The sequence below is a fragment of the Nonomuraea sp. 10N515B genome (genome assembly GCF_052245915.1).
Classification (GTDB): Bacteria; Actinomycetota; Actinomycetes; order Streptosporangiales; family Streptosporangiaceae; genus Nonomuraea.
Window position 1 is genome coordinate 89,936 of record NZ_JBQQBQ010000012.1, and the last position, 25,686, is coordinate 115,621.

Genomic DNA, 25,686 nt, shown 5'->3' on the forward strand with positions numbered 1-25,686 from the left:
TTTCTCATTGGGGCCGGCGCGGCTGGAAGAGCCAGGCGTCGAAGAGGGCGCTGAGCTCCTTGCCCGACATCTGCTCCGCGAGCCCGATGAACTGGTCCGTCGTGACATGACCGTAGCGGTGGTCGGCGGCCCACCTCTTCAGCAGCGCGAAGAACGTCTGGTCGCCGACGGCCCTGCGCAGGGCATGCAGCGTCATCGCGCCGCGTGAGTAGACCGCCTGGTTGAACAGGTCTTCGGCCCTGGCCCGCCCCGGCGGGTATTTCCAGATCGGATCGCCGGCCCGGCGGCGGTGGAAGTCCTTGAACGTGGCCTCAGCGGTCTTGGTGCCCTTGTGCTCGGCCCACAGCCATTCCGCGTAGGTGGCGAAGCCTTCATTGAGCCAGAGGTCCCTCCACCGCTTGATGCTCACGCTGTTGCCGAACCACTGGTGCGCCAGCTCGTGCGCGATGATGGTCTCGTCCGGGTGGAAGCCGCCGTAGAGCGGCTTGGTCTGGCTTTCCAGCGCGTAGCCGGCGGCATAGTCGTCGACCACGCCACCGGTCGAGCCGAACGGGTAGGGCCCGAAGACCGTGGCCCAGTAGTCGGTGATCGTGGCGGAGGTCGCGTAGAGGCGGTCGATCGAGGTCGTGAACCTCGGGTCGGCGGCCGCCAGGTTGGGGATGCCGCCGGGCGTGCTGCCCTGGCGCAGCTCGAACTTGCCGAGCGTGGCCGTGGCGAGATAGGTCACCATCGGATGCCGCTCCCGCCACCGGTAGGTCGTCCTGCCGCCCACCGTCGTGGGCTGCCCGACCATCTCGCCGTTGGCCAGGGCCGTCACCCCCGCCGGCACGGTGATCGAGAAGTCGAAGGGTGCCTTGTCCGCGGGGTGGTCGTTGGCCGGGAACCAGGTCTTGGCGCCGTTGGGCTCGGCGGCCACGAACGCGCCGTCCGGCGTCGGCATGAAGCCGTACGTGCCCAGGTTGGAGCCATCCCCGGCCGGCTTCGGGACCCCCGCGTAGGACACCTTCACGGTGAACGTGGCGTGGTTGTCGATCGGGCGGGCCGGCCGCACAGTCAGCTCGTCACCCTGGCGGCTGAAGGTGGCCGGCGCGTCGTTCACGGTGACACTTCGCACGGTGAACCCGCTCAGGTCCAGGTTGAAGCTGGACAGGCCGTGCGTCGCACCGGCCGTGATGGTGGTCACGCCGACCAGCTGCTTGCTCGCGGGTGTGTAGTCGATGGCGATGGCGTAGTGGGTGACGTCGTAGCCGCCGTTGCCGTCCTTGGGAAAGTCCGTGTCGCCGATGCCGGGCGCGCCCGGCAGGTGGTCGTTCGCCGATGACGGCTCGTCGGCGGGAGCACAGGCCAGCGCGCTGACCAGCGCCGCCACCACTGCCATCCCGCGCCGGTTGACATGCATAGACGAACGAGCCCCCTTCGCCACGTGACGTGAATGTTACTCTGCGTCAGGCATTGACGACGACCGTCCTGGCGGCCTTGTCGTGCAGCGCCTGCTTGCGGGGGTCGAAGAGGATCCAGGAGAGGTCGACCAGGAGGCCGACGCAGCACAACCATTCGAACGCCGTCATCACGCCCTGCCTGACCGCCACCTGTCCCACGCCCAGCTTGCCGCCGGTGTCCGGGACCACTCTGATGGCGAACACCCTCTTGCCCAGCGTCTGGCCGTGCCAGAACGAATGCAGCAGCCAGAAGTACAGGAAGGCGACGAGCCCGGCCAGGAAGGTGTGTTCCACGGGATAGCGATCCCCGACGCCTCTCGCGCCGTCCCAGACGTAGTTCCAGCTGGTCCAGCTGAAAGGGGCCGAGATGATGTTGACGATGAGCCAGTCGAGGACGCCGGCGAACAACCGTCGCCAGCGTCCCGCCAGCCCTGGTGGCGATCCCATGATGTCCTGATCGCCCCCACTAAGTCGGGACAAACTAAAGGTTGCCCCTGCGTTCCTGTTCGCGCTCGATGGCCTCGAACAGCGCCTTGAAGTTGCCCTTGCCGAACCCGAGTGAGCCGTGCCGCTCGATCAGCTCGAAGAAGACCGTGGGCCGGTCCTGCGCCGGCTTGGTGAAGATCTGCAGCAGATAGCCGTCCTCGTCCCGGTCGACGAGGATCTTCCGCTTCTTCAGCTCCTCGATCGGCGCCCGCACCTGCCCGATCCGCGCGCGCAGCTCGGGGTCGTCGTAGTACGAGTCCGGCGTGTCCAGGAACTGCACGCCGGCCGCCCGCATGTGGTCGACCGTGGTCAGGATGTCGTTGGTGGCCAGCGCGATGTGCTGCACACCCGGGCCGCGGTAGAACTCGAGGTATTCGTCGATCTGCGACTTCCGCTTGCTGACGGCCGGCTCGTTGAGCGGGAACTTGACCTTGCGCGTGCCGTCGGCCACGACCTTGGACATGAGCGCCGAATACTCCGTCGCGATGTCGTCGCCGATGAACTCGGCCATGTTGGTGAAGCCCATCACGTTGCGGTAGAACTCCACCCACTCGTCCATCTTGCCCAGCTCGACGTTGCCGACGCAGTGGTCGACGGCCTGGAACAGCCGGCCGTTCTTGGTGGCGGGCGGCGCGACCAGCGGCTCGGCGGCGACGTACCCGGGCAGGTAGGGGCCGCCGTAGTTGGCTCTGTCGACCAGCGTGTGGCGGGTCTCGCCGTACGTGGCGATGGCCGCGAGCTGCACCTTGCCGTGCTCGTCCTCCATCGTGTACGGCTCCGCCAGCCCCTTCGCCCCGTGGGCGACCGCGTGCGCGTACGCCCCCTCCACGTCGGGCACCTGGATCGCCAGGTCGATCACCCCGTCACCGTGCTCGGCGACATGCCGCGCCACCTCCGTGCCGGGCCGGATCGAGGCCCGGAACTCGAACGTGGCGCTGCCCGACGTCAGCACGTATGCGGCCAGGTCGCGGCTGCCCGTCTCGGGCCCCCTATAGGCCACCAGCCTCATGCCGAACGCGGTCGAGTAGTAGTGGGCCGCCTGCTTGGCGTTGCCCACGGCGAACACGACGGCATCCATCCCGTTAACCGGAAATACATCACTCATACCACCAACTCTCGATTTTCATGGACGAGTTGCGCAAGGGTTACTTCAAAGAGTGCACAATCTGCCTAGCCATCCCACGAAATATCGGGTAGTTCTGTGCAGTATGACGATCGACGATCTCGACGCCCGGCTGCTCGCCCTGCTGACCGCCGAGCCGCGCCTGGGCGTGCTGGAATGCTCGCGGCGGCTCGGTGTGGCGCGCGGCACCGTCCAGGCCAGGCTCGACCGGCTGGCCGCCCGAGGGGTGATCACGGGATTCGGTCCCGAGGTGTCGCCCGCGGCGCTCGGTTACGACGTCACCGCGTTCGTCAGCATGGAGATCAGGCAGGTCGCCGGCCACGACCCGGTCGCCCATCAACTGGCCCGCATTCCCGAGGTGCTGGAGGTGCACACGATCACCGGCGACAGCGACCTGCTCTGCCGCGTGGTGGCCCGGACTAATGCCGATTTACAGCGGGTCATCGACCAGATCGTCGAAGTCAGGGGCGTGCTCAGGACTAATTCGATCATTGCGCTCGACACCCCGGTTCCCTACCGAGTTATGCCTTTGGTCGCCGATGTTCCGCGTCGGGAACGGCGATCGCCGTAGTATCGCTAGGGGACGGGCACCATCTTCGATCGTTTACCCTTGACATTCGCCCAGCTTGCGGGGGTGGGGCGAGGCTTGACGAGGGGGTCGAGGGTGCGAGGCGGTGGAGGAAACGGAATGCGAAAGCGGCGGATTCTCCGACTTCTACTGATCATATCCGGCACCGGAATCCTCCTCCTGCTCGGCCTTTTCGCGGTCGCGTGGGCCATGACCCCCATTCCCGACACCACGCAAAAGCAGGCCACCGCGCAGGGGTCGGTGATCTATTACCGCGACGGCAAGTCCGTGCTGGCCCGGCAGGGCATCGACCGCAAGGTGGTCGAGCTCGCCAAGGTGCCCCCGCACGTGCGTCAGGCCGTCATCGCGGCCGAGAACCGCTCGTTCTACGAGGACGCGGGTGTCTCGATCAAGGGCACCGGCCGGGCCATCTGGTCCACGGTCACGGGGCAGCAGCTCCAGGGCGGCTCGACGATCACCCAGCAGCTCGTCCGCAACTACTACAGCGGCCTCAGCCAGGAGCGCTCCGTCACCCGCAAGTTCAAAGAGATCCTCATCGCGATGAAGGTCGACCAGTCCAAGTCGAAGGACTGGGTGCTGGAGCAATACCTCAACACGATCTACTTCGGCCGCGGCGCCAACGGCGTCCAGTCGGCCGCCCGCGCCTACTTCGGCAAGGACGTCGGCGAGCTGACCGTGTCCGAAGGGGCCTACCTGGCGGCGGTGATCCAGCAGCCGAGCCGCTTCGCCGATCCCCAGGGCGCCGACCTGGCCGCGGCCGAAGCGCGCTGGCGGTCGGTGATCAACGCCATGGGGCAGACGGGGGCGTTGACGCCGCAGCAGGTGGCCGCGGAGAAGTTCCCGGCGCTGGCGGCGCCGAAGAAGCCGTTCCAGCTCAAGGGCCAGACCCGATACATGCTGAAGCAGGTGACCGACGAGCTCAACCGGCGTGGCTACAGCGACGAGGACATCAACGGCGGCGGGCTGAAGATCGTCAGCACGTTCGACAAGAAGCTCATGGCGGCGGCCGAGCGGGCGGTCAAGGACGTGCTGCCGGACAACACGCCGAAGAAGGTGCGCACCGGGCTCGCGGCCGTCGATCCCAAGACCGGCGAGGTGGTGGCCTTCTACGGCGGCGACCCCAAACGCTACGACTACGACAACGCCTTCTCCGCCGAGGTGATGGCCGGATCGACGTTCAAGCCGTACACGCTGGCCGCCGCGCTGAACAACGGCTTCGACCTGTCCACCAGGGTCAACGGCAACTCGCCGCTCCGCGTGGCCTCCGCGGACAAGCCGATCCCGAACGACAGCGGTCGCTCGTACGGCCAGATCGACCTCGTGCGGGCCACCCAGAACTCCGTCAACACGGCGTTCGTGGACCTCGGGCAGAAGGTCGGGCTGGACAAGGTGGCCGAGACGGCGGAGGCGGCGGGAATCCCCGCCGACCAACTCGAGCAGCAGAAGGCAGCCGCCTCGTTCCCGCTCGGCGTGTCCTCCGTCAGCGCCGTCCAGAACGCCTCCGGCTTCTCCACCTTCGCCAACAAGGGCGTGCACATGGAGGCGCACGTGCTCAAGTCGGTCACAGACGGCACGGGGCACAAGGTGGTCGTCAATCCGGTCTCGAAGCAGGTGGTCAGCGAGCAGGCCGCGGCGGACACGACGTACGCGATGCAGCAGGTCGTCAAATACGGCACCGGCACCGCCGCCCGGCTCTACGACCGCCCGGTGGCCGGCAAGACGGGCACCACGGACGATTCGAAGTCGGTGTGGTTCAACGGGTTCACGCCTCAGCTGGCGGTGGCGGTCGACATGTTCCGCGACGACAACGAGACCGTGACGATCCCCGGGTACGGGACGCAGTTCGGCGGGTCGCTGCCCGCGCAGATCTGGCGGGCGTTCATGACCGAGGCCATGGCGGGCAAGCCGGTGGAGGCGTTCCCCGAGCCGTCCGACTACGGCTACTCCTACGACTACTCGGTTCCCGATCGGGACGTGCCCCAGCAAGAATCCACGCCGCCGGTGAACCCCGACGAGTCGAACCCGCCGGAGCCCGAGTTCAGCGAGGCGCCGGTGACCGACCCGCCGGCCACCGAGGTCCCGGACGACCGGCAGGACAACCAGCCGGAGCAGACCGCCCCACCGGTCACACAGCAACCCGAGCAGCCGTCCACGGACGCCGACACCGGCACGGCCGACAACGGAAGCCGCCCGACGGGCTGACCTTCATCCGGCGGGGCCGCCCGACGGGCTGACCCTCATTCGGCGGTGAGCTCCGCCCGGAGGGCGTCGACCGTCGTCACCGGCAGCCGGCAGGTGAACCCCCTGCACACATAGGCCGCAGGGGCGCCGCCGACCGTTCCACGGCCTTCGAGCAGCGCAGGGAACACCTCGTCACCGTGGACGAGCGGATCGCCCGAAGCGCCCCTGGTGGCGGCGTCGCCGGCGCCGAGCGCGACGACCAGGCCCGGCACGTCCGCCAGCAGCGCCTCGCGATGCAGATCCGCCGTACGCGGGTCGTCCGGCGCGCCGACGACGGCCACCTCGACCGGCCCGTCCAGCGCCGCCAGCGCCACGGCCAGCCCCCAGCCCGCGAACCTGGCGTGAGCTCTGGCCAGCACGGACACGGTGCCGAGCGCGCTGTGGGCGGCCTCGCGGTGGCGGGGCGAGCCGGTCAGCGCGCCGTAGGAGAGCAGGGCGCCCGCGGCGGCGTACTGGCCTGAGGGGGTGGCGTTGTCGGTGGGGTCCTGCGGCCGCTGGAACAGCCGCTCGGCGTCGTCCGCCGTGTCGTAGAAGCCGCCCGCCCCGTCGGCGAACCTGTCGAGCACGACGTCGAGCAGCGATCCCGCCAGCCGCAGCCATCTGGCCTCGCCGGTCACGCCGTACAGCGCGATCAGGCCCTCCGCTAGGTTGGCGTAGTCCTCCAGCACGCCGGCGTTCGGGCCCGGCCGGCCGTCCCGTGACGTGCGCAGCAGCCTGCCGTCCACCAGGTGCGTGCCCGCCAGCAGCTCCGCCGCCGCCGAGGCCGCCGCCACGAGGTCGGGCCGCTCGAACACCGCGCCGGTCTCGGCCAGGGCCGCGATGGCCAGGCCGGTCCACGAGGCCACGACCTTGTCGTCGCGCCCGGGACGCACGCGCCGCTCCCTGGCGGCGAATAGCCGCTCACGGACGCTCGCGTAGCGCTCTGGGTCCTCCGGGTCGCGCAGCAGCTGCAACACGGACGTGCCGTGCTCGAACGTGCCGGTGACGTCGAACAGCCCGGCCGCCCACCGGCCGTCGTCCTCGCCGAGGACCTCGCGCAGCTGCTCGGGCGTCCAGACGTAGAACTTGCCCTCCACGCCCTCGCTGTCGGCGTCCAGCGCCGAGGCGAACCCGCCCTCGGGGGTGTGCATCTCGCGCAGCAGCCAGTCGGCCGTCTCCAGCGCCACCCGCCGCGCCAGCGCGCCGCCGCCCGCCTTCCACCAGTGGGTGTAGACCCGCAGCAGGAGCGCGTTGTCGTACAGCATCTTCTCGAAGTGCGGCACGACCCATTCCGCGTCCACGCTGTAGCGGGCGAAGCCGCCGCCGAGCTGGTCGTACATGCCGCCGCGGGCCATCGACTCGAGCGTCTTGCCGCTCATCTCGCGCTCGCCGGAGCGCAGCAGGAACTCCAGCACCATGGACGGCGGGAACTTGGGTGCGCGGCCGAATCCGCCGTTCACCGGATCGTACGACTCCCGCAGGTTCCGGGCCGCCAGCGACAGCGTCTCCTCGCCCGGCACCACCCCGCTGGGCAGCGTGGTGTTCGTGTTGAGCGCCTCGACCACCTTCGCGCCCTGCGTCAAGACCGACTCCCTGTCGCCCCTCCACACGTTGCGGACCTCGGTGAGCAGGCGCTGGAAATGGGGGCGCGGGAAGTAGGTGCCGCAGTAGAACGGGTGGCCCTCCGGCGTCGCGAACACCGTCATCGGCCAGCCGCCCTGCTGCGTCATGGCCTGCGTGGCGCCCATGTAGACGGCGTCCACGTCAGGGCGTTCCTCGCGGTCGACCTTGATGTTGACGAAGTGCTCGTTCATGAGGCGCGCGGTGTCGGCGTCCTCGAAGCTCTCATGGGCCATGACATGGCACCAGTGGCAGGCAGAGTAGCCCACGCTGATGAGCAGCGGCACGTCACGGCGCCGGGCCTCCGCGAACGCCTCCTCGCCCCAGGGGTGCCAGTCCACCGGGTTGTCAGCGTGCTGCAGCAGGTAGGGGCTGGTGGCGTCTTTCAAGCGGTTCATCATGACCTCCTCGCCTCACCCTAAACTGCCCATCCATCCCGCCTCCTGACCGGCGCCCTGTCCCTGGCCCCGCACCCCCTCCCGGCATCGCCGGAGATCCCGAACGCCTGAAGGCGAGGAAGGCGGCTGACTAGTCAGGGGGGAACGGCGTAGGTTACGGGGCGTGGATATGGACTTCGTGTGCGCCCACGCCGGCCGCCCGGCGACCGCCCTCACGCGCAGGGACGTCGCCAGGGCGCTGCTCGCCGTGCCCTCGGGCGTCGCACTGGTGGCGATGCCGGACCTGCGGCGCGCGATGATGTCGGCGGGCAACCCGCTCTCGCTCGCGTTCTGGGACTCGGCCAAGGCGACCCTCAGCTCCATCGAATCGGGCATCGCCACGGTCGGTGACGTGCAGCGTTGGATCGAGTCCACCGGCACCGAGCCGATCCTCATGACCCCCAGCTACTTCGTCTGGCCGGAGGAGGACGAGCGCGGGCCGGTGGCCGTGGAGATGTACGCCAAGCTCGTCGCGTACCTGGAGGAACGGGTCGAGTCGGGGGAGATCGACCCGGACGCGCTGGCGGCCGGCGATCCGGGGTCCCGCAGGGCGTACGAGGAGTTGCAGGAGCACTGGCTCAGCACGCCGCTGCCCGACGGACGGGTGCCCGGCCACGCGGTCAGCGACGAGCAGGACGAGGAGCTGTTCGCGGCGTGGGACGAGGAGGAGGCGTTCGCGCTGTCCGAGCTGCGGCGGATCGTCGGCGAGCTGCCCAAGAAGCCCGAGCTGCCCGCCGCCGACCTGGAGACGGCCGCGGCCCGGTTGCGCGCGCTGCTGGTGTTGCCCGGCTACCCCGGCAGCGTGCTGCGGGCCTGCGCCGGGTTCGACGAGCGGCCGATGCCGGACGATGACAAGGCATTGTGGCTGGCAGTGGCGGCAGGCATCGCGGGGCCGATCTCCGATCTGTCGGAGAACGGGAACGTGCTGGAGGAGTTCGCCGATCTCGACGGGGAGCTCAGCGACGAGGACGCGGCGCTGGCCAACCTGTGCGCGATCCAGCACGCCGACTGGCTGGCCGGGGTGGCCGCGCTGGCCAGGATGGGGCCCGGGGTGCTGGCCTCGCCCGAGCGGATCGCGCGGCTCATCGCCGAGTCCGAGGACATCGACATCGACATCCAGGACGACGACGATCTCGACGCCACGGAGGGGTTGTTCGAGTCGGTGGTGGTGCTGTGGGGCTATCTCGGCATCGTGGACGAGGACGAGGTGCTCACGCCCTTGGGCTGGTGGGGGCTGCCGAAGGCGCTGGAGCTGGCCTGGTCGCCCACCCCCGACTGATCAGGCGCCGGCATCCACGAGGTCCTGGAACTCCGCGTGGCGTTCGATGTATTTGCGCACGTAAGGGCAGAGCGGCACGACGCGCAGGCCGGTGTCGGCGCTCGTCTGGAGCGCGTGCCCGACGAGCTTGCCCGCCAGCCCCTGACCCTCGTAGTCGGGCAGGACCTCGGTGTGCGTAAAGATGATCTTGGTGGGCAGCAGCCGATATTCGGCGAACCCGGCGACCTTGCCGTCCACGAGAACCTCGAAGCGGCTCTCCGTCGAGTTGTCGACTATTTCGATCGGCATCTACTCGGCTTTCTTGTCGTCCGTGTCGCCCTCATGCGGCACCTGGATCTTCGACATCTGCTTGTTCATCGACTTGATCAACATATACAGGGCCAGCCCAATGAGGGCAACGACGACGAAGCCAAGCAAACCCGGGCTCACATCACCAGCTGCTAGAACGGTCACAGTTCCAGTGTGCCACCGGGAGGCGGTGGTCCCGCCTGCGCGTCCGTCAGTGGCAGGCGGGGGCGGCGTCCTCGGCGTGGATGCCCGCGAACAGGTCGTCCTCGGGCGGCTCGGTGTCCACCAGCGAGCGCGCCAGGTGGTAGTCCTCGGTCGGCCAGATCTCCTGCTGCAGCTCACGCGGGCACACGAACCACCAGCTGTCGGGATCGACCTGGGTGGCGTGCGCCTTCAGCGCCTCGTCGCGGATCTCGAAGTAGTCGCCGCACGGCACGCGCGTGGTCACCGGCCACTTGGCCGGGCGGTCCTCCCAGCGCGAGATCCAGTCCGCGTAGGGGGAGCCGAGGCCGCGCTCGGTCATGGCCTCGTGCAGCGCCTCGAAACGCTCCTTGGTGAAGCCCATCTGGTAGTAGAGCTTGAGCGGCTGCCACGGGTCGCCGGTGCCCGGGTAGCGGTCGGGGTCGCCGGCCGCCTCGAACGCCTCGACGGACACCCGGTTGGTCATGATGTGGTCGGGGTGCGGGTAGCCGCCGTCGTCGTCGTACGTGATGATGACGTGCGGCCGGAACTCGCGCACGGCCGCCACCAGGGGCCGGGAGGCGTCCTCCAGCTTCTGCAGGGCGAAGCAGCCCTCGGGCAGCTCCTCCTCCTCGCTCTCCGGCAGCCCGGAGTCGATGAAGCCCATGAAACGCTGCTCGACCCCGAGGATCTCGCGCGCCCGGTCCATCTCGGCCTTCCGCACCTCTGCGATGTTGGCCACAATCTCCGGCCGGTCCATCTTCGGGTTCAGCACGGAGCCGCGCTCGCCGCCCGTGAGCGTACAGACCAGGACCTCCACGCCTTCGCGCACATAACGCGCCATCGTGGCGGCACCCTTGCTCGACTCGTCGTCGGGGTGGGCATGGACGGCCATCAGCCTCAGCGGTGCACTCACGGGCGCGATGTCTCCTCAGTCGGACCGATCACTTAGCTTGTCTGGGGGGCGGTTGTGAGGGTCAGGTCTTGTACCGGGCCCCCCGCGGGCGACAATTGTCTCGGATAACGCTGAGGGAGTGCAGGGAGATTCCGCCATGGTCACCAGAGATGTCGGGGACGGGCCCGTTCTCGGCACGCCCGACGACTTGCCCGATCGTCCCAGACGTAGCGGCAGGCTCGTCGTCCACGTCGTGATCGGCGTGCTGGTGGCCATCATCGCCGGCGGCTGGGGCTGGGTGATGTGGTCGATGACGGCCGGTGGTTCTGAGGCGCCGGCGCAGGTGGTGACGTTCAGCGTCGAGAGCCCGACACGGGCGGAGATCACCTTTGAGGTGTACAAGCCAGACGATAGGGTGGCCGTCTGCCGCATCAGGGCTCTGGACGTCAATCACGCGGAAGTGGGCAGCAAGGAAGTAAGAATCCCGGCTGGTGAGGGTAGTAAGCAGCTCAAGGAAAGCCTCGACACCAGTGGTCAGGCCACGTCCGTCCACGTCCAGTACTGCAATCTCGTATAGTGAGACATTTGGGGAAGCGTTCGAGCGGTTAAGTTGTTAGCCTTTCGCAATTCAACCGTTGGAAACCTCAAGTGATCTCAGGGCCCCCTAGGCAAGCAAGGAGAACCCGTGGCCGACTCTCGCGATGAGAACGTCACATGGCTGACGCAGGAGGCGTACGACCGCCTGAAGGCGGAGTACGAATATCTCTCTGGCCCCGGGCGCGTCGACATCGCCAAGAAGATCGAGGCCGCCCGTGAAGAGGGCGACCTTAAGGAGAACGGCGGATACCACGCCGCCAAGGACGAGCAGGGCAAGATGGAAGCCCGGATCTTCCACCTCCGGCAGATCCTCGACAACGCCCAGGTGGGAGAGGCCCCCAAGACCGAGGGCGTGGTGGGTCCCGGCATGACCGTGACCATCCGGTTCGTCGGCGACGACGACGAGGTCACCTTCCTGCTCGCCTCCCGTGAGGAGAGCGGAGCGCCGATCGACGTCTACTCGCCCAAGTCCCCCCTCGGGGCGGCGATCAACGGCAAGAAGATCGGGGAGAAGGCGACCTACTCCCTTCCCAACGGTCGCCAGAACACCGTCGAGATCCTCGAGGCAGTGCCGTACATCGGCAACTGAACCCCCCGGAGACCAACCGCCGGGCCCATGCCGGCCCGGCGGATTTTACGCATGGCTCCGGAATACGGCAGGATCTCGGTTTTCTGGTCAAATCGGGTACGCCGCGCAACACGTACAAACTTGTGCCGTTCATTGTGGTGGCGCTGGTCGCGGTGCTGACCGCGGACGTGCTGCTGCTCACCCAGCCGGGTGAGCGTACCGAGCCGGTGGCCGAGCGCCAGCAGCCCGTGGCGAAGCAGCCGAAGCAGACGCTGATGGCCGAGCGGAGGCCGCAGCAGCCAGCCGCACAGGCCGCGCAGCCCGTGGCGCCGCTGAAAAAGCTGCACAAGCCCAACCTGTTCGTGCTCACGCGCAAGCCGTTCACCAACGAGCTGTTACGCAAGGTGGCCAAGCTGCGTGGCGTGCAGGCGATGGAGCTGGCCGACGCGGCGTCGATCAGGCTCGACGACAAACGGGTGCAGACGCTCGGGGTGGACCCGTCCACGTTCCGCGCGTACACGCCCAAGGTGACCGCCTCGTCCGACCCGCTGTGGCAGAACGTGGCGGCCGGCGACGTGGCGGTCTCGTTCGTGCTGGGCAACGACGGCGGGCTCTCGCTGCACCGTCAGGTGGCGGGGCCGGGCGGGCCGCTGCGGATCGGCGCGTACGCCACCACCGGCTTCGGCGCGGTGGACGCCGTCGTGTCCAAGGAGGTCGGGCGGAAGCTCGGCCTGCCGCATGACAACGCGCTCATCGTCAGCGCCCCCGATGTGAACTCGGCCACGCTCCGCACCAAGATCCTCAAAGAGCTGCCCAAGGGCACGCAGGTCGCCATGGTCAACCCGGTCCTGCCCCAGCCTCAGACCATCAAGCAAAACTGGCCCGTCGGCTCGTTCATGAGCGGCGACCAGATCACCGTCGCGCTGAAGGCGGCCGCCTCCAAGCTGGGCAGGCCGTACGTGTGGGGGGCCGAAGGGCCCGAGACCTTCGACTGCTCCGGGCTGGTCCAGTGGGCCTTCGCGCAGGCCGGGGTGCGGATGCCGCGGGTGACGCACCAGCAGTGGGTGACCGGGCCGCAGGTTCCCCTGTCACAGGCGCAGCCGGGCGACCTCATCTTCTGGCGCCTCGACCCGACGAATCCGGGCTACATCTCGCATGTGGCGATTTATTGGGGTGACGGGAAGATGATCCAGGCCCCGCGTACCGGAGACGTGGTCAAGATCTCTCCCGTACACACGCGCGGCTTTGCCGGCGTCGTCAGAGTCAGCCCCTTCGCCGCTTCCAGGGTTCGCTGACCTATTCCTTGACGCGACATCCTCCTTCCCTTCGGGTCCCTGTGCGTCGCAACGATGTAATGTTGATTACATGGCAACAGATGATGTGACGGCGCAGGTCCGCGGCTGGTTCACCGGGCGGCTCCCTGAGGGCTGGTTCACCGGTGCTCCCGAGATCGTCAGGGACCGTGAGGAGATCGCGGTGCTGGGCACGCTGCCCGACCCGCCCGAGGACGTGCCCGAGTCCGAACGATCCGCCCTGATCGAAGGGCTGGCCAGAAGGTTCAGGGAGGAGACGCGCGAGCGGCGCATCGAGATCGCCAGGGAGGCCGAGCGCAAGTTCCGGCAGAAGGTCTCCTGGGGCGTGGTCTGCGGGGGCGAGACCGTGATGTTCACCACACTCTCCGTGCCCGTGATGACCCGGCTGCGCCAGTCGGAGCGGCAGGTCCTGGACACGCTCGTGGCCGCCGGCGTGGCCAGGAGCCGTAGTGACGCGCTCGCCTGGTGCGTGCGCCTTGTCGGCAAGCACACCGACACGTGGCTCGCCGAGCTGCGCGACGCGCTCCAGCATGTCGACAGAGTTCGCTCCGCCGGGCCGGACGTCAATTCCTGAGACCATGCAGCGGAAACGGTCCGCGCAATGGACTAAACCACTCGGCGAATTGGTTTAGACCAGCGGAATTGGACTGGACCACTGTGAGTTAATTCTCTTTTAAATCCGCTCCGGTTGGGTAGGCTCCCCCAATCATCAGGGCCGCTGCCTGCGACGACGCCCAAGCCAATAGGTCTATGCCAATTGGCTTTCCGGCCACTTCGTCGTTAATGATGACTGGGCCCTGAGAGAGTGGAGGAGTCACCGTCGTGTCCGTTTCCGTGGAAGTGCCCGCACCGACGAGCAATAGAGAATTGGCCGCGTGGGTCAAGGAGATCGCCGCCCTGACCCAGCCAGACCGGATCGAGTGGTGCGACGGGTCCGAGGAGGAGTGGACGCGCCTGACCAACCTCCTCGTCGAGCAGGGGACGTTCACGCGGCTGGCCGCCCGTCCCAACAGCTTCTACGCCAAGTCCGACCCCAGCGACGTGGCCCGGGTCGAGGACCGCACCTACATCTGCTCCGAGCGCGAGGAGGACGCGGGGCCGACGAACAACTGGATCCACCCGGCGGAGATGCGCCGGACGTTCGGGCAGCTGTTCAAGGGCTCCATGCGCGGCCGGACCATGTACGTCGTGCCGTTCTGCATGGGCCCGCTGGGCGGCGAGATCTCCCAGCTCGGCGTCGAGATCACCGACTCGCCGTACGTCGCCGTCTCGATGCGGATCATGACCCGCATGGGGAAGCGGGCGCTGCGCCTCATCGAAGAGCGCGGAGACTTCGTCCGCTGCGTGCACTCCGTGGGCGCCCCGCTGGAGCACGGTCAGGTGGACGTGCCGTGGCCCTGCAGCTCCACCAAGTACATCAGCCACTTCCCTGAGACCCGCGAGATCTGGTCCTACGGCTCCGGGTACGGCGGCAACGCGCTGCTCGGCAAGAAGTGCTACGCGCTGCGCATCGCCAGCGTCATGGCCCGCGACGAGGGCTGGCTGGCCGAGCACATGCTGATTCTCAAGCTCACCCCGCCCACCGGCGAGACCCGCTACGTCGCCGCCGCCTTCCCGAGCGCCTGCGGCAAGACCAACCTCGCCATGCTCCAGCCCACGATTCCCGGCTGGAAGGTCGAGACGATCGGCGACGACATCGCCTGGATGCGCTTCGGCGAGGACAGCCGCCTCTACGCGATCAACCCCGAGGCCGGCTTCTTCGGCGTCGCGCCGGGCACCGGCCAGGTGACCAACGCCAACGCGATCAGGACGCTCTGGGGCAACAGCATCTTCACCAACGTCGCGCTCACCGACGACGGCGACGTGTGGTGGGAGGGCCTGACCGACGAGCCGCCTGCGCACTTGACTGACTGGAAGGGCCGTTCCTGGACGCCGGACAGCGACGAGCCGGCCGCCCACCCGAACGCCCGCTTCACCACCCCCGCCTCCCAGTGCCCCACCATCGCACCCGAATGGCAGGACCCCAAGGGTGTCCCCATCTCAGCCATCTTGTTCGGCGGTCGCCGCGCCACCGCCGTGCCTCTGGTAACAGAGTCGCTGAGCTGGGAGCACGGCGTCTTTCTCGGAGCCAACGTCGCCTCCGAGAAGACCGCCGCGGCCGAGGGCAAGGTCGGCGAGCTGCGCCACGACCCCTTCGCCATGTTGCCGTTCTGCGGCTACAACATGGGCGACTACTTCGGCCACTGGCTGAAGATCGGCCGTCGCGAGGGCGCCGTGCTCCCTCGGATCTACTACGTCAACTGGTTCCGCAAGAACGCCGACGGCCAGTTCATCTGGCCCGGTTACGGCGAGAACAGCCGCGTGCTCAAGTGGATCGTGGACCGGCTCAACGGCGAGGCCAAGGCCGTGCCGACCCCGATCGGGCTGCTGCCCGCCAAGCTCGACACCGAGGGCCTGGAGCTGTCCGACGATGATCTGCACACGCTGCTGTCGGTCGACCGCGACGTCTGGCGCGAGGAGGCCGCGCTGATCCCGGCCCACTTCGAGAAGTTCGGCGACCACCTGCCGAAGGAGCTGTGGGAGGAGTACAACGCGCTCCTCGACCGCCTCGGAGCGGCGCGATAGGCCGGAGAGGGTAGCCCCTCTTGTGCGGTACGGCGGCTTGGTCTTTAACTGATCGAGCCGCCGTAGCGCGAGAGAGGGGACCACTGTGGAGTTCGTGCTGCTCATGGCCGCGATCGGTGTGGCGTTACTGGTCAACGCCGCCGTGAAACGCGTCGAGAAGGAGCGGCGGCGGGTCAGCGAGGCCACGCCCAGCGGTGCCGGGCACGCCCTGTCCCACTACGAGCTGGCGTACCTGTCCGGTGGACCCCGCAGAGCCATCAACACGGCGCTGGCCGTCCTCGCGACGGCCGGCGCCGTCCGCGTGTCACGCGGATCGCAGGTCACCCCCGTCCATGGCGCACCGCCCTCGCTCGAGCCGATCGAACAGGCCGTGCTCGCCACGCTGGCCGCCAGGCCGGGCGGCTACCGGGCGAGCGAGCTGCGGCAGGCGCTGGCGGCGCATCCGGCGCTGGCCGAGCTGGCGGCCGGGCTCGAACGGCGCGGGCTGATCGTGCCGGAGCAGGCGTTCGCCATGGCATGGCGGCGCAGGGACCACCTGCAGATCGTCGTGATCGGAGCGGCCGGCTTCGCGGTGGGCGCGCTCGTGGTGTCCGCCTTCATCGACATGAGCCCGCTGACCTTCGTGATCTTGCTGATCTTCATCGGGATCGCGCTCTCCACCGGGGCCGCCGGGCTCGCCAGGCAGGGCCGCGGCCTGCGGAACGTCGTCACCCGGGCGGGCAGGGAGGTCCTGCGCTCAGCCCGCGACCACCACCCGCGCGGCGTACGCGACCAGAGCTCGCTGGCCCTGGCGGTGGGGGTGCCCGTCGCCCTGTACGGCCTGGCCGACGCCGGCGACCAGAGGCTCTGCGACGAGTTGTCGGCCGACGCCCCTGGCGGCGACTGCGCGGGCTCCTGCGGCACCCACAGCGGCGGCGACGGGGCCACCTTCGGCAGTGACTCCTACGGCGGCATGGACTTCGGCGGCGGCTCGTCGAGCTGCGGTAGTGGCTCGTCCAGCTGTGGCAGCTCGTCCGGCGGCGGGTCGAGCTGTGGGGGAGGCGGCGGTGGCGGCTGCGGTGGCGGTGGCAGCTGATTGAGCGGGCCCAGAACTGTATCCGCGCAGACGGAACCTTTACCTCGGCTTTATACGTCTTCCCGTTACCCAGCCCGTCGGGCTGCACGGAGGGGAGGCCTGTATGGACCTGATCCTGCTGGTCGTCTCGGTGGCGCTGGCGGCGCTCACCGTCACCATCGCCTCCACCATCAAACGTGCGCATGCCGCCGCCCGTGAGGCCGACAGGGGCCTCCGTCTCCGCGAGCTCGGCCACTACGAGCTCGCCTACCTGGCGGGAGGCGCGTACCGGGTGGCGGACACCGCCGTCGCGCTGCTGGCGGAGGCGGGTGACCTGCGCGTGTCGCGCGGGGGCCGCGTCCATCAGGTGCACTCCAGCGTCGTCTCGCGCGAGCCCATCGAGGAAGCGGTGCTGGGCGTGGTCGCCTCCCGCTCGGGGCTGCCCGTGAGCGCGCTGCGGATCGAGACCACACGGACGCTGGCCATGGACGCGCTCGATCGCCACCTCGAGGGCCTGGGGCTGGTCCTGGCCGACGACGCCCTCGCCCGGGCCAGCCGGCTGAGCGTCCGGTTACAGGCTCTGTCGGGGGCGGCGTTCGCCGGCTTCGTGGTCGGCGCGGTGCTGATCCTGATCCAGGGCGCGAGCCTGCTGTCGTGGCTCGCGCTGACCCTCCTGGTCGTCACGGGGGTAATGGCGGCGATCGACGTCTGGAGGCACCGGCGGATCACGCGGGTCACGCTGACGCCGTCGGGACAGGAGACGCTCGAGGCGGCCAGGCGGGACAACCCCCGGGGCACCGCCGAGGGGGCTCTCGCGATCGCGCTGTACGGCCTCGGCGAGGTGCGCGATCCCGACCTTCAGGTGGAGCTCGCCATGAGCACGGGCCGGCGGCGTCGCAGGGGCGGCGGCGCCTACGTGGCTGGGGGCGGGGCCTCCTGGGGTGGAGGTGGCGGCGACAGCTCACCGTCGAGCGGGTCGAGCTGCGGAAGCGGATCGTCCGGCTGCGGTGGCGGAGGCTGCGGCGGTTGCGGCGGGGGCTGATGACACAAGATTGGGGAAAGGGGGCGAGTTGACCATCAAGGGCACTGATATGACCGGGGCTGGTACGCGGGACGAAGGGGATGTGATGTCGGGGGCTGGAGCGCGCGGCGAGGGAGCCAGGATGGCGGAGCTGGGTGTGGGGATCGGCTGGCGAACGGAGCTGGACCTGACGATCGAGCGTATGGACGGCGTCGACTTCGTCGAGGTGATCGCCGAGAACCTCAAACCCGCCCATCTGCCCGAGTCGCTGCTCGTGCTGCGGGCAAAGGACGCGCCGGTGATCCCGCACGGGGTGTCGCTCGGCATCGGCGCGGCCGAGCCGCCGTCCCCGGCCAGGCTCGCCCACCTGGCCGCCTGTGCGGAGGCGCTGGACGCGCCGCTGGTCAGCGAGCACCTGGCCTTCGTACGGGGCGGTGGTCTGGAGGCAGGCCATCTGCTGCCCGTGCCGCGTACCCGCGAGTCGCTGCGGGTCATCACGGAGAACGTGCGCCGGGCCCAGGACGCGTTGCCCGTCCCGCTGGCCCTGGAGAACGTCGCGGCGATCTTCGGGTGGCCCGACGACGAGCTGACCGAGGGGCAGTTCCTCGCCGAGTTAGTGGAACGCACCGGCGTCGGGCTGCTGATCGACGTGGCCAATCTCTACACCAACCATTTCAACCTGGGCCTGTCGGCGGTGGACGCGCTCGACGCGCTCCCCCTGGAGCACCTCGCCTACGTCCACGTGGCCGGCGGGTACGAGCACCAGGGCATCTGGCACGACACGCACACCACCACCGCGCCCCAGCCGGTGCTCGACATCCTCACCGAGCTGTGCGCCCGGGCCACACCTCCGGGCGTGCTGCTGGAGTGGGACGACGACTTCCCGAGCGATGCGGTACTGGGGGACGAGCTGTCCAAGATCAGGACCGCGATGTCCCTGGCGGGGGAGGCCCGGTGACGCCCGAGCCGGTCGAGACGCCGCCGAGCACGGCCGCGGCGCTCACGAGCACGGCAGAGGCGTCGGCGGGCGCGGCCGAGACGCCGCCGAGCACGGCGGAGACTCAGGCGCGGCTGGCGGAGGCTCAGGCGCGGGTGGTCGCGGCCCTGGTCGCCGGGGGCGCCATTCCTGAGGGCTTCGACCGGGAGCGGATACGGGCGCAGGCGGCGAGCCTGATCGCCAAGCGGCGCGGCATCGTGGCCAGGATCCGCCCCGACACCGCCATAGCCGCGGGGCCCGATCTGGCGGCGGAGTTCGCCGCCTACGCGCGCTCCCGGACCGCGCCGCCGCCCAACTACCGCACCGACGCCGACGACTTCGCCGCCTGGCTGCGCGAGCGCGGCCGGATGCCGGAACCACCCCGTCGCAAGCCCCGTTGGTGGTCCCGCCTCCTGCCCTAGGCGCGATGTCCACCGGGGGGCGGCGCGTCCGGGTTTAGGTGACTTTTGGGGGGAAATCCTGGGGGGATGGGGGGACTGCGCTGCGTCGATGGATCTTATCTGAGCGTCACGCCCGTGGCATGCACGGACACTGTGGGGACGCCGTATGAGGTCACCCTGGAGCTGCACCGCGACGGCACTCCGTACGGTCGCGTGGGAGAGCGCTGCGGCTGGCTGCTCGCCCGCCTGGCGCGCGGCGTCGACGAGGCCCGCCGGGGCCGGGGCAAGGCCACGCGGTGGGCCGACCCCGACGACAGGTTCCCCGGCGAGGAGCCGGACGGCGAGCTCTTCTCCTTCCGCTACCGCAGCAGAACGAGCCTGGTCGGCGGCGGGGAGCTCAGCTGCCGGCTCCGCACGATCCCCCTCTGGGTCCCGAAGCAGGGCAGGCGCGGTGAGTGGCGGCTGACCAGAAGGGCATACGTGGAGGCGTGGGGCAGCACAGGCGTGGGCATGCGGGCGGTGCTGACGTCGGCCGAGCTGTCGGAGTTCGTCCGCGGCCTCGTCGAAGAGGCCGAAGGGTGTCTGGAAGGAAGAGATCTGGTAAGGAATCCAGTACGAGGACCGGGCACGGCCGAAACGCGGTGATAATTGCCTGTTGGGTCATTGGACCGAAGGCACTGCATCGCCAGGGAGGCACTTCGTGGGCCTGCGTGACCTGGTCTACCGGCTGTATGAGCGCCGGCTGGAGGCCAAGCTGTCGAAGGACAGCATCCCCCGGCACGTCGGGGTCATCATCGACGGCAACCGCCGCTGGGCGCGCGCCATGGGTATGCGGGACGTGGCCACCGGCCACCGCAAGGGCGCGGACAAGATATCTGAGCTGCTCGGCTGGTGCCGGGAGACCGGTGTCGAGGTCGTCACCGTCTGGATGCTCTCCAACGACAACCTCAACCGGCCGCGCGAGGAGCTGGAGCCGCTCCTGGGCATCATCGAGGACGTCACGCAGGAACTCGTGGACGAGGGCTGGCGGATCATCCCGGTCGGCGCGCTCGACTTGCTCCCCGACCGAACGGCGAATGTCCTAAAAAATGCAAAGGAAGTGTCATCACACCGTCCGGGCCTGATTGTGAACGTTGCAGTTGGGTATGGAGGAAGACGTGAGATTGCCGATGCGGTGCGCTCACTGCTCCAGGAGCAAGCGAGCAGGGGAGCAAGCATCGAGGACCTCGTCGAGGTGCTCGATGTCGAGCACATCGCGGAGCATCTTTACACTCGCGGCCAGCCCGACCCGGACCTCCTCATCCGGACGTCGGGCGAGCAGCGCTTGTCCGGCTTCATGTTGTGGCAGAGCGCTCATTCCGAGTTCTACTTCCACGAGGCCTACTGGCCGGACTTCCGCAGGGTCGATTTCCTGCGGGCGCTGCGCGACTACGCTGCGAGACACCGACGTTACGGTTCTTAGCACGACAATCGGGCATCAAGGACGTAACGTTAGAAGTGTCCGACCACAGGCCGGACACTCCGGAGAGGGCCCGCCTTTGCACCAACACTTGCCGAGGGGGCCGGAACCCGGCACCGACGGCATTTCGCGGTCGGGGGAGCGGGTCCGGTCCGATTCCCGCCTCGTCTGCAGGGTGCCCGCACGTATGGGCGCCCGGGGGAGAACGTGTGGCAGTGTCCTCGAGCAACCCTTCGACCAAGCCGACCAAGCGCACGTACGTGCTGGACACCTCGGTCCTGCTGGCCGACCCGGCGGCGATGACCCGCTTCGCCGAGCACGACGTCGTCCTTCCTATCGTGGTCATCACGGAGCTGGAAGGTAAGCGGCACCACCCCGAGCTCGGCTATTTCGCGAGGAAGGCTCTCCGCTACCTCGACGATCTGCGTGTGCAGTACGGCAGGCTCGACGAGCCGATGCCCACGGGGGACGGCACGATCAGGGTCGAGCTCAATCACAGCGATCCGTCCATCCTGCCCGTGGGGTTCCGCCTGGGCGACAACGACACCCGCATCCTGACCGTGGCGCGCTCGCTGGCCGCCGAGGGTTGCGACGTCGTCCTGGTCTCCAAGGACCTGCCCATGCGGGTCAAGGCGGCCTCGATCGGCATGGTGGCCGAGGAGTACCGGGCCGAGCTCGTACACGAGTCAGGCTGGACCGGGATGTCCGAGCTGCAGGTGACCACGGAGGACGTCGAGGCGCTCTTCGAGCACGGCACGGCGGACCTGGAGGAGGCCAGGGATCTGCCGACGCACACCGGGCTGCGGCTGCTGTCGGCCAAGGGCTCGGCTCTGGGCCGGGTGCTGCCGGACAAGTCGGTGCGCCTGGTCCGCGGCGACCGCGAGGTGTTCGGTCTGCACGGCCGCTCCGCCGAGCAGCGCATCGCACTGGACCTGCTGATGGACCCCGAGATCGGCATCGTCTCGCTCGGCGGCCGGGCCGGCACGGGCAAGTCGGCGCTGGCGCTCTGCGCGGGCCTGGAGGCGGTCCTGGAGCGCCGCCAGCACCGCAAGGTCGTCGTCTTCCGCCCGCTGTACGCCGTGGGCGGCCAGGAGCTCGGCTACCTGCCCGGCACCGAGGGCGAGAAGATGGGCCCGTGGGCGCAGGCCGTCTACGACACGCTGGGCGCGGTCACCGCGCCCGAGGTGATCGAGGAGGTGCTCGACAGGGGCATGCTGGAGGTGCTCCCGCTGACGCACATCCGCGGCCGGTCGCTGCACGACGCGTTCGTGATCGTGGACGAGGCCCAGTCGCTCGAGCGCGGGGTGCTGCTGACCGTGCTGAGCCGGATCGGCGCCAACTCGCGGGTCGTGCTCACCCACGACATCGCCCAGCGCGACAACCTGCGGGTCGGCAGGCACGACGGCGTGGTCGCGGTGGTGGAGAAGCTGAAGGGGCATCCGCTGTTCGCGCACGTCACGCTGACCAGGTCCGAGCGCTCCCCGATCGCGGCGCTGGTGACGGAGATGCTCGAGGACATCACCATGTGATCATTTCAGATCGGGACACGTGTGCCGCCCCTCGTCCTGCGGGGGGCGGTTCTCGTTGTCCCGGATGATCCTGACCTCCTCGAAGGCCGCGTCCTGCTGCGCCGTGCAGACGATCTGCGCCATGCCGAGCCTGCTCAGCTTCCCCTCGCCCCGGATGTAGACGGTCAGGGTCGACGTGCGCGGGAGGATCACCTCGTCGCGCCGTACGGGGTTGAGCGAGTCGTTGACCCTCAGGTACGTGAACCCGCGCAGCTCGGTGTCCCGGTCGCCCAGCGGCTGCGTGGAGGCCGCGAACAGCGCGCCGAGCAGGCTCTCGACGGTGTTGTTCGCCACGTCGGCCGGCTCCAGTGTGAGCTTGCCGTCCCTGATCAGGTAGATCGTCTTGGACGGCGGCGGGATCCTGGTGGTGGGCGCGTTGTCCCGGTCCAGGACGTCGGTGGGCGAGATGCCGCACGCGGCCACGACCATGAACGCCATGGCCGCTAACAGAGCACGGACGTTCTTCATGCGTGCGGGAGCCAGACCGTGAAGAGGGTGCCGGGGCTCTGGGTGCGTACCGAGATCGTGCCGCCGTGCAGATGCACATTGGCCCTGGCGATGGCCAGGCCCAGGCCGCTGCCCTGACTGCGGGACCGGCCGGCGCCTGCCTTGAAGAAACGATCGAAGACGTGGGGCAGCGCCTCCAGCGGGATGCCCTTGCCGTGGTCGCGTACCTTCACCTCCAGGCCGTTCTCGGTGCTCCTGGCGCTGACCACCACCGGGGGCAGGCCGTGCTTGAGCGCGTTGCCGACGAGGTTGGCCACGATGACGTCGAACCTCATCGGATCGAGGTTGTCGGTCAACCCCTGGGAGGCGTTCACCTTCACCTGGTCGGTCCACCCGCGCGTCTCCAGGCAGTCGGCGATGGCGTCGGCCACGTTGACGGGCTCGAGGTTGAGCGTAGCCGTGCCCGCGTCGAAGCGGCTGATCTCGATGAGGTGCTCGACCAGCTCGCGCAGGCGCTCGATCTCTCGGAGCACCAGTCGTACGGCCTGCGCCGGCGCCTCGGGAAGCCGGCCGGCCTCCTCCGAGAGCACGTCGGCCACGGCCGTCATGGCGGTCAGCGGCGTGCGCAGCTCGTGCGAGACGTCCGCCACGAACCGGCGTGACATGGCCTCGAGCGAGCGCAGCTCCGACACGCTGAGCTCCAGTGCCGCCGCCGCGTCGTTGAACCTGGCGGTCAGCCCGGCCAGCTCGTCCTGGCCGTGCACGGGCAGCCGCGTGTCCAGCTTGCCCTCGCCGAGCGCCTGCGCGGCCGCGCTCAGCCGCCGGACGGGGAGCAGCACCTGCCGGGCGGACAGCAGCGACACGACCACGGCGATCAGCACGATGGCGATGCCGCCCTGGAACAGCCTGGCCCTGAGCGCGTTCAGCTGGTTGACGTCGGCGGTCATGGGGAAGAACACGAACGCCCGCAGGTCGGTGGCCTCGGGGCGGCCGAAGTTGTCCCTGGCCACCCCGGCGCCGACGATGAACCACAACTCGTTGCGGATCACCCTCCGCTGGGTGACGACGCTCTGCTTGGCCCGGCCGTACAGCTCGTTGGGCACGTCGCTCAGGGTCATGGGGCCGTTGACGGAGACCAGGTCGCCATACTCGATGATGACGCCGCGGCCGGGCGCGCTCAGCGTCTGGGCCAGGCGGTCGAGCTCCTTGTTCGTCGGCGCGGCCTCGCCCGGCCGTAGTTTGCCCACGGCGAAGTCGATGCTGCTCAGCTCCCTGATCACCAGGTCGAGCGAGGTGGTCTCGGTCCTGTTCACCAGCGCCGTCTTGGCCAGCTCGAAGCCGATCGTGGCGACCAGCGTGGAGGCAGTGACGGCGACGAGCGTGAACGTGATGACCAAGCGCGCTCGCAAGCCGGTCGGCAACGGGATCACGGGGGGCTGAACCGATAGCCGAACCCGCGCACCGTGTGGATGAACACGGGCTCGGCGGGCGTTGGCTCGATCTTCGCGCGGACGCGCTGCACGCAGGCGTCGACCAGCCGCGAGTCGGCGATGTGCGTGTGGTCCCAGACGGCCCGCAGCAGATAGCGGCGGTTGAGGACCTGGCCGGGGTGGCGGACGAGCTCCAGCAGCAGCCGCAGCTCGGTGGGCGTCAGGTGGATCTCCTTGCCGGCCAGCATGACCTTGAGCGCGCCGCGGTCGATCACGAGGTCGCCGAACGTGATGCGATCCGAGGCGGCCGACTCGGCCCTGCGCAGGATGGCGCGGATCCGCGCGTCGAGCACCCGCGGCTCGACCGGCTTGACCACGTAGTCGTCGGCGCCGGCCTCCAGGCCGACCACGATGTCGAGGTCGTCGCCCCTGGCCGTGAGCAGGATGACGGGCAGCTGGTCCAGCTTGCGCACCCGGCGGCACACTTCGATCCCGTCGATGCCCGGGAGCATGACGTCCAGGATCGCGATCTCGGGGCGACGGGCCCTGATGTGGTCGAGAGCCTCCTCGCCGGTCGCGTAGGACGTGACGGAGTGCCCCTGCCGGGTCAACGCCAGCTCGAGAGCCGTACGGACGGAGGGGTCGTCTTCAACCAGGAGGATGCCAGCCACGCGCACATTATTATTCCATGTCCCTAATGCCCGAACTAAGTCATCAAACTGTGACATACCAACTACGGGATCCCGAAGAACGAGGGAAATCATGGATGCGGGCTTCCCTTCGGTTCACGGGGGCACGAAGGGAAGCCGATTTGCTGTGACGAAAATCACAGTAGTCCGAAATGCCACGCTAACGTGCTGCTTAGCCAAGGTAGCCCCAAGCGATTCCCGCGTTTCGGTTGCGGAGCACCCCCTAGGACAGGGCAAGCTCATGGATCGTGAGCCCCGGTCCGCGTTTGAGCGAGCGCCCCCCGAGAGAAGACGTTCCCTCGGCGCGGCGGCCTTCGCGCTTCACGCCGAAGCGCGTCGCCATCACCGTCCTGGCCATAGCGATCGTCGGCGGCGGCGGCGGGTTCGTCGCCTACCGCGCCATCGAGAACGCCAACGCGCCGGCGACCGAGGGCTTCACCCTCGAGGACATGGGCAAGCTGGCCAGCGGCGACCTGTCCGCGCCCGACCCGGAGACCGACGCGCTCAAGGCCGCGGCCGAGCAGGCGTTCCGGGCGGACAAGCTGGAGAAGGGCCGGTCCGGGGCCGGCGACAACCCCGACGACATCGACTGGGTCGTGCCGAAGCAGGCGCCCCCCGGCGACGGGTTCCCCGCGGTGAACTTCCCGCCGGGCAGCGACCCCTCACCGGGCAGCAACAAGGCCACCGCCAAGGCCATGCTCGGTCAGTTCGGCTTCGGCGAGGATCAGTGGGGCTGCCTGGAGCGGCTGTGGCACAAGGAGAGCGGCTGGAACGAGCGGGCGATGAACCGCTACTCCGGCGCGTACGGCATCCCGCAGTCCCTGCCCGGCAGCAAGATGGCCAGCGCGGGCGCCGACTGGCAGACCAACGCCGCCACCCAGATCAAGTGGGGCCTGGGCTACATCAAGGGCCGCTACGGCACGCCGTGCGCCGCCTGGGGGCACTCGCAGCGGGTCGGCTGGTACTAGTCCTAGAGGAGCAC

The 25,686-nt window shown here is 68.9% G+C and carries 26 protein-coding genes; 16 read left to right on the forward strand and 10 right to left on the reverse strand.

The window, feature by feature from the left end; translation table 11 throughout:
- Positions 1-4: 4 nt before the first annotated feature.
- From ACTWQA_RS19980 to hppD, 3 genes are read right to left on the reverse strand one after another with little or no spacing between them, the layout of a single operon-like run.
- Entirely contained in the window at positions 5-1,399 is a 1,395-nt protein-coding gene (locus tag ACTWQA_RS19980; RefSeq protein WP_443160682.1) for a M1 family metallopeptidase, read from the reverse strand.
- Between the two features lie 46 nt (positions 1,400-1,445).
- Positions 1,446-1,886 (reverse strand): RDD family protein, encoded by a 441-nt coding sequence (locus ACTWQA_RS19985; protein WP_443160683.1) that lies wholly within the window; start codon positions 1,884-1,886, stop codon positions 1,446-1,448.
- Between the two features lie 34 nt (positions 1,887-1,920).
- Positions 1,921-3,003: a 4-hydroxyphenylpyruvate dioxygenase gene (gene hppD / locus ACTWQA_RS19990; RefSeq protein ID WP_443160684.1), complete on the reverse strand. Its 1,083-nt coding sequence runs from the start codon at positions 3,001-3,003 to the stop codon at positions 1,921-1,923.
- Between the two features lie 130 nt (positions 3,004-3,133).
- Here hppD and ACTWQA_RS19995 point away from each other — a divergent pair, with 130 nt between their 5' ends.
- A complete protein-coding gene (locus ACTWQA_RS19995; protein WP_443160685.1) occupies positions 3,134-3,619 on the forward strand; it encodes an Lrp/AsnC family transcriptional regulator in 486 nt (161 codons plus the stop codon).
- 207 nt (positions 3,620-3,826) lie between these two features.
- Positions 3,827-5,839, forward strand: coding sequence for a transglycosylase domain-containing protein (locus ACTWQA_RS20000; protein ID WP_443160686.1), 2,013 nt, complete (start codon positions 3,827-3,829; stop codon positions 5,837-5,839).
- Between the two features lie 35 nt (positions 5,840-5,874).
- Here ACTWQA_RS20000 and ACTWQA_RS20005 read toward each other — a convergent pair whose 3' ends face one another.
- The gene (locus ACTWQA_RS20005; RefSeq protein ID WP_443160687.1) at positions 5,875-7,878 is read right to left on the reverse strand and encodes a thioredoxin domain-containing protein; all 2,004 of its coding nucleotides are present in this window, start codon (positions 7,876-7,878) and stop codon (positions 5,875-5,877) included.
- Positions 7,879-8,044: 166 nt separating this feature from the next.
- Between ACTWQA_RS20005 and ACTWQA_RS20010 the strand changes: the two genes are divergently transcribed.
- Positions 8,045-9,193 carry a hypothetical protein gene (locus tag ACTWQA_RS20010; RefSeq protein ID WP_443160833.1) on the forward strand — a complete coding sequence of 383 codons (1,149 nt, stop codon included), beginning with the start codon at positions 8,045-8,047 and terminating at the stop codon, positions 9,191-9,193.
- On the opposite strand, the gene ACTWQA_RS20015 is transcribed toward ACTWQA_RS20010, so the two are convergent.
- Genes ACTWQA_RS20015 through mca form a run of 3 tightly spaced genes read right to left on the reverse strand, consistent with a single transcriptional unit; the run spans position 9,194 to position 10,577 of the window.
- On the reverse strand, positions 9,194-9,481 hold the full coding sequence (locus ACTWQA_RS20015) for a GNAT family N-acetyltransferase (RefSeq protein ID WP_305921009.1): 288 nt from the start codon (positions 9,479-9,481) through the stop codon (positions 9,194-9,196).
- Entirely contained in the window at positions 9,482-9,646 is a 165-nt protein-coding gene (locus tag ACTWQA_RS20020; protein WP_443160688.1) for a hypothetical protein, read from the reverse strand.
- Positions 9,647-9,692: 46 nt separating this feature from the next.
- Positions 9,693-10,577, reverse strand: coding sequence for a mycothiol conjugate amidase Mca (mca, locus tag ACTWQA_RS20025; protein ID WP_305921007.1), 885 nt, complete (start codon positions 10,575-10,577; stop codon positions 9,693-9,695).
- 136 nt (positions 10,578-10,713) lie between these two features.
- Between mca and ACTWQA_RS20030 the strand changes: the two genes are divergently transcribed.
- The 12 genes from ACTWQA_RS20030 to ACTWQA_RS20085 all read left to right on the forward strand — a co-directional run bounded on the left by ACTWQA_RS20030 (position 10,714) and on the right by ACTWQA_RS20085 (position 22,099).
- Complete coding sequence (locus ACTWQA_RS20030; protein ID WP_305921006.1) at positions 10,714-11,133, forward strand: DUF4307 domain-containing protein; 420 nt, start codon at positions 10,714-10,716, stop codon at positions 11,131-11,133.
- A gap of 108 nt (positions 11,134-11,241) precedes the next feature.
- Positions 11,242-11,742 (forward strand): transcription elongation factor GreA, encoded by a 501-nt coding sequence (greA, locus tag ACTWQA_RS20035; protein WP_305921005.1) that lies wholly within the window; start codon positions 11,242-11,244, stop codon positions 11,740-11,742.
- Positions 11,743-11,864: 122 nt separating this feature from the next.
- Positions 11,865-13,016: a C40 family peptidase gene (locus ACTWQA_RS20040; RefSeq protein WP_443160689.1), complete on the forward strand. Its 1,152-nt coding sequence runs from the start codon at positions 11,865-11,867 to the stop codon at positions 13,014-13,016.
- 70 nt (positions 13,017-13,086) lie between these two features.
- Positions 13,087-13,608 (forward strand): hypothetical protein, encoded by a 522-nt coding sequence (locus ACTWQA_RS20045; RefSeq protein ID WP_443160690.1) that lies wholly within the window; start codon positions 13,087-13,089, stop codon positions 13,606-13,608.
- Positions 13,609-13,856: 248 nt separating this feature from the next.
- Positions 13,857-15,659 (forward strand): phosphoenolpyruvate carboxykinase (GTP), encoded by a 1,803-nt coding sequence (locus ACTWQA_RS20050; RefSeq protein WP_443160691.1) that lies wholly within the window; start codon positions 13,857-13,859, stop codon positions 15,657-15,659.
- 85 nt (positions 15,660-15,744) lie between these two features.
- Complete coding sequence (locus ACTWQA_RS20055; RefSeq protein WP_443160692.1) at positions 15,745-16,734, forward strand: TIGR04222 domain-containing membrane protein; 990 nt, start codon at positions 15,745-15,747, stop codon at positions 16,732-16,734.
- A 103-nt stretch (positions 16,735-16,837) separates the two neighbouring features.
- Positions 16,838-17,755 (forward strand): TIGR04222 domain-containing membrane protein, encoded by a 918-nt coding sequence (locus ACTWQA_RS20060; protein WP_443160693.1) that lies wholly within the window; start codon positions 16,838-16,840, stop codon positions 17,753-17,755.
- Between the two features lie 121 nt (positions 17,756-17,876).
- On the forward strand, positions 17,877-18,692 hold the full coding sequence (locus ACTWQA_RS20065; protein ID WP_443160694.1) for a DUF692 domain-containing protein: 816 nt from the start codon (positions 17,877-17,879) through the stop codon (positions 18,690-18,692).
- Entirely contained in the window at positions 18,689-19,132 is a 444-nt protein-coding gene (locus tag ACTWQA_RS20070) for a hypothetical protein (protein WP_443160695.1), read from the forward strand. Before ACTWQA_RS20065 ends, ACTWQA_RS20070 begins: the two co-directional genes overlap by 4 nt.
- A 114-nt stretch (positions 19,133-19,246) precedes the next feature.
- A complete protein-coding gene (locus ACTWQA_RS20075; protein ID WP_443160696.1) occupies positions 19,247-19,756 on the forward strand; it encodes a hypothetical protein in 510 nt (169 codons plus the stop codon).
- 55 nt (positions 19,757-19,811) lie between these two features.
- Positions 19,812-20,573, forward strand: coding sequence for an isoprenyl transferase (locus ACTWQA_RS20080; protein ID WP_443160697.1), 762 nt, complete (start codon positions 19,812-19,814; stop codon positions 20,571-20,573).
- A 206-nt stretch (positions 20,574-20,779) separates the two neighbouring features.
- Positions 20,780-22,099, forward strand: coding sequence for a PhoH family protein (locus ACTWQA_RS20085; protein WP_305920995.1), 1,320 nt, complete (start codon positions 20,780-20,782; stop codon positions 22,097-22,099).
- Here ACTWQA_RS20085 and ACTWQA_RS20090 read toward each other — a convergent pair whose 3' ends face one another.
- From ACTWQA_RS20090 to ACTWQA_RS20100, 3 genes are read right to left on the reverse strand one after another with little or no spacing between them, the layout of a single operon-like run.
- Positions 22,100-22,576, reverse strand: a complete 477-nt coding sequence (locus ACTWQA_RS20090; RefSeq protein WP_443160698.1) for a hypothetical protein — start codon at positions 22,574-22,576, stop codon at positions 22,100-22,102.
- A 26-nt stretch (positions 22,577-22,602) separates the two neighbouring features.
- Positions 22,603-23,982, reverse strand: coding sequence for an ATP-binding protein (locus ACTWQA_RS20095; protein ID WP_443160699.1), 1,380 nt, complete (start codon positions 23,980-23,982; stop codon positions 22,603-22,605).
- A gap of 29 nt (positions 23,983-24,011) precedes the next feature.
- Positions 24,012-24,686, reverse strand: a complete 675-nt coding sequence (locus ACTWQA_RS20100) for a response regulator transcription factor (protein ID WP_305920992.1) — start codon at positions 24,684-24,686, stop codon at positions 24,012-24,014.
- Between the two features lie 284 nt (positions 24,687-24,970).
- Here ACTWQA_RS20100 and ACTWQA_RS20105 point away from each other — a divergent pair, with 284 nt between their 5' ends.
- Positions 24,971-25,672 (forward strand): lytic transglycosylase domain-containing protein, encoded by a 702-nt coding sequence (locus tag ACTWQA_RS20105; protein ID WP_443160700.1) that lies wholly within the window; start codon positions 24,971-24,973, stop codon positions 25,670-25,672.
- Positions 25,673-25,686: the final 14 nt, after the last annotated feature.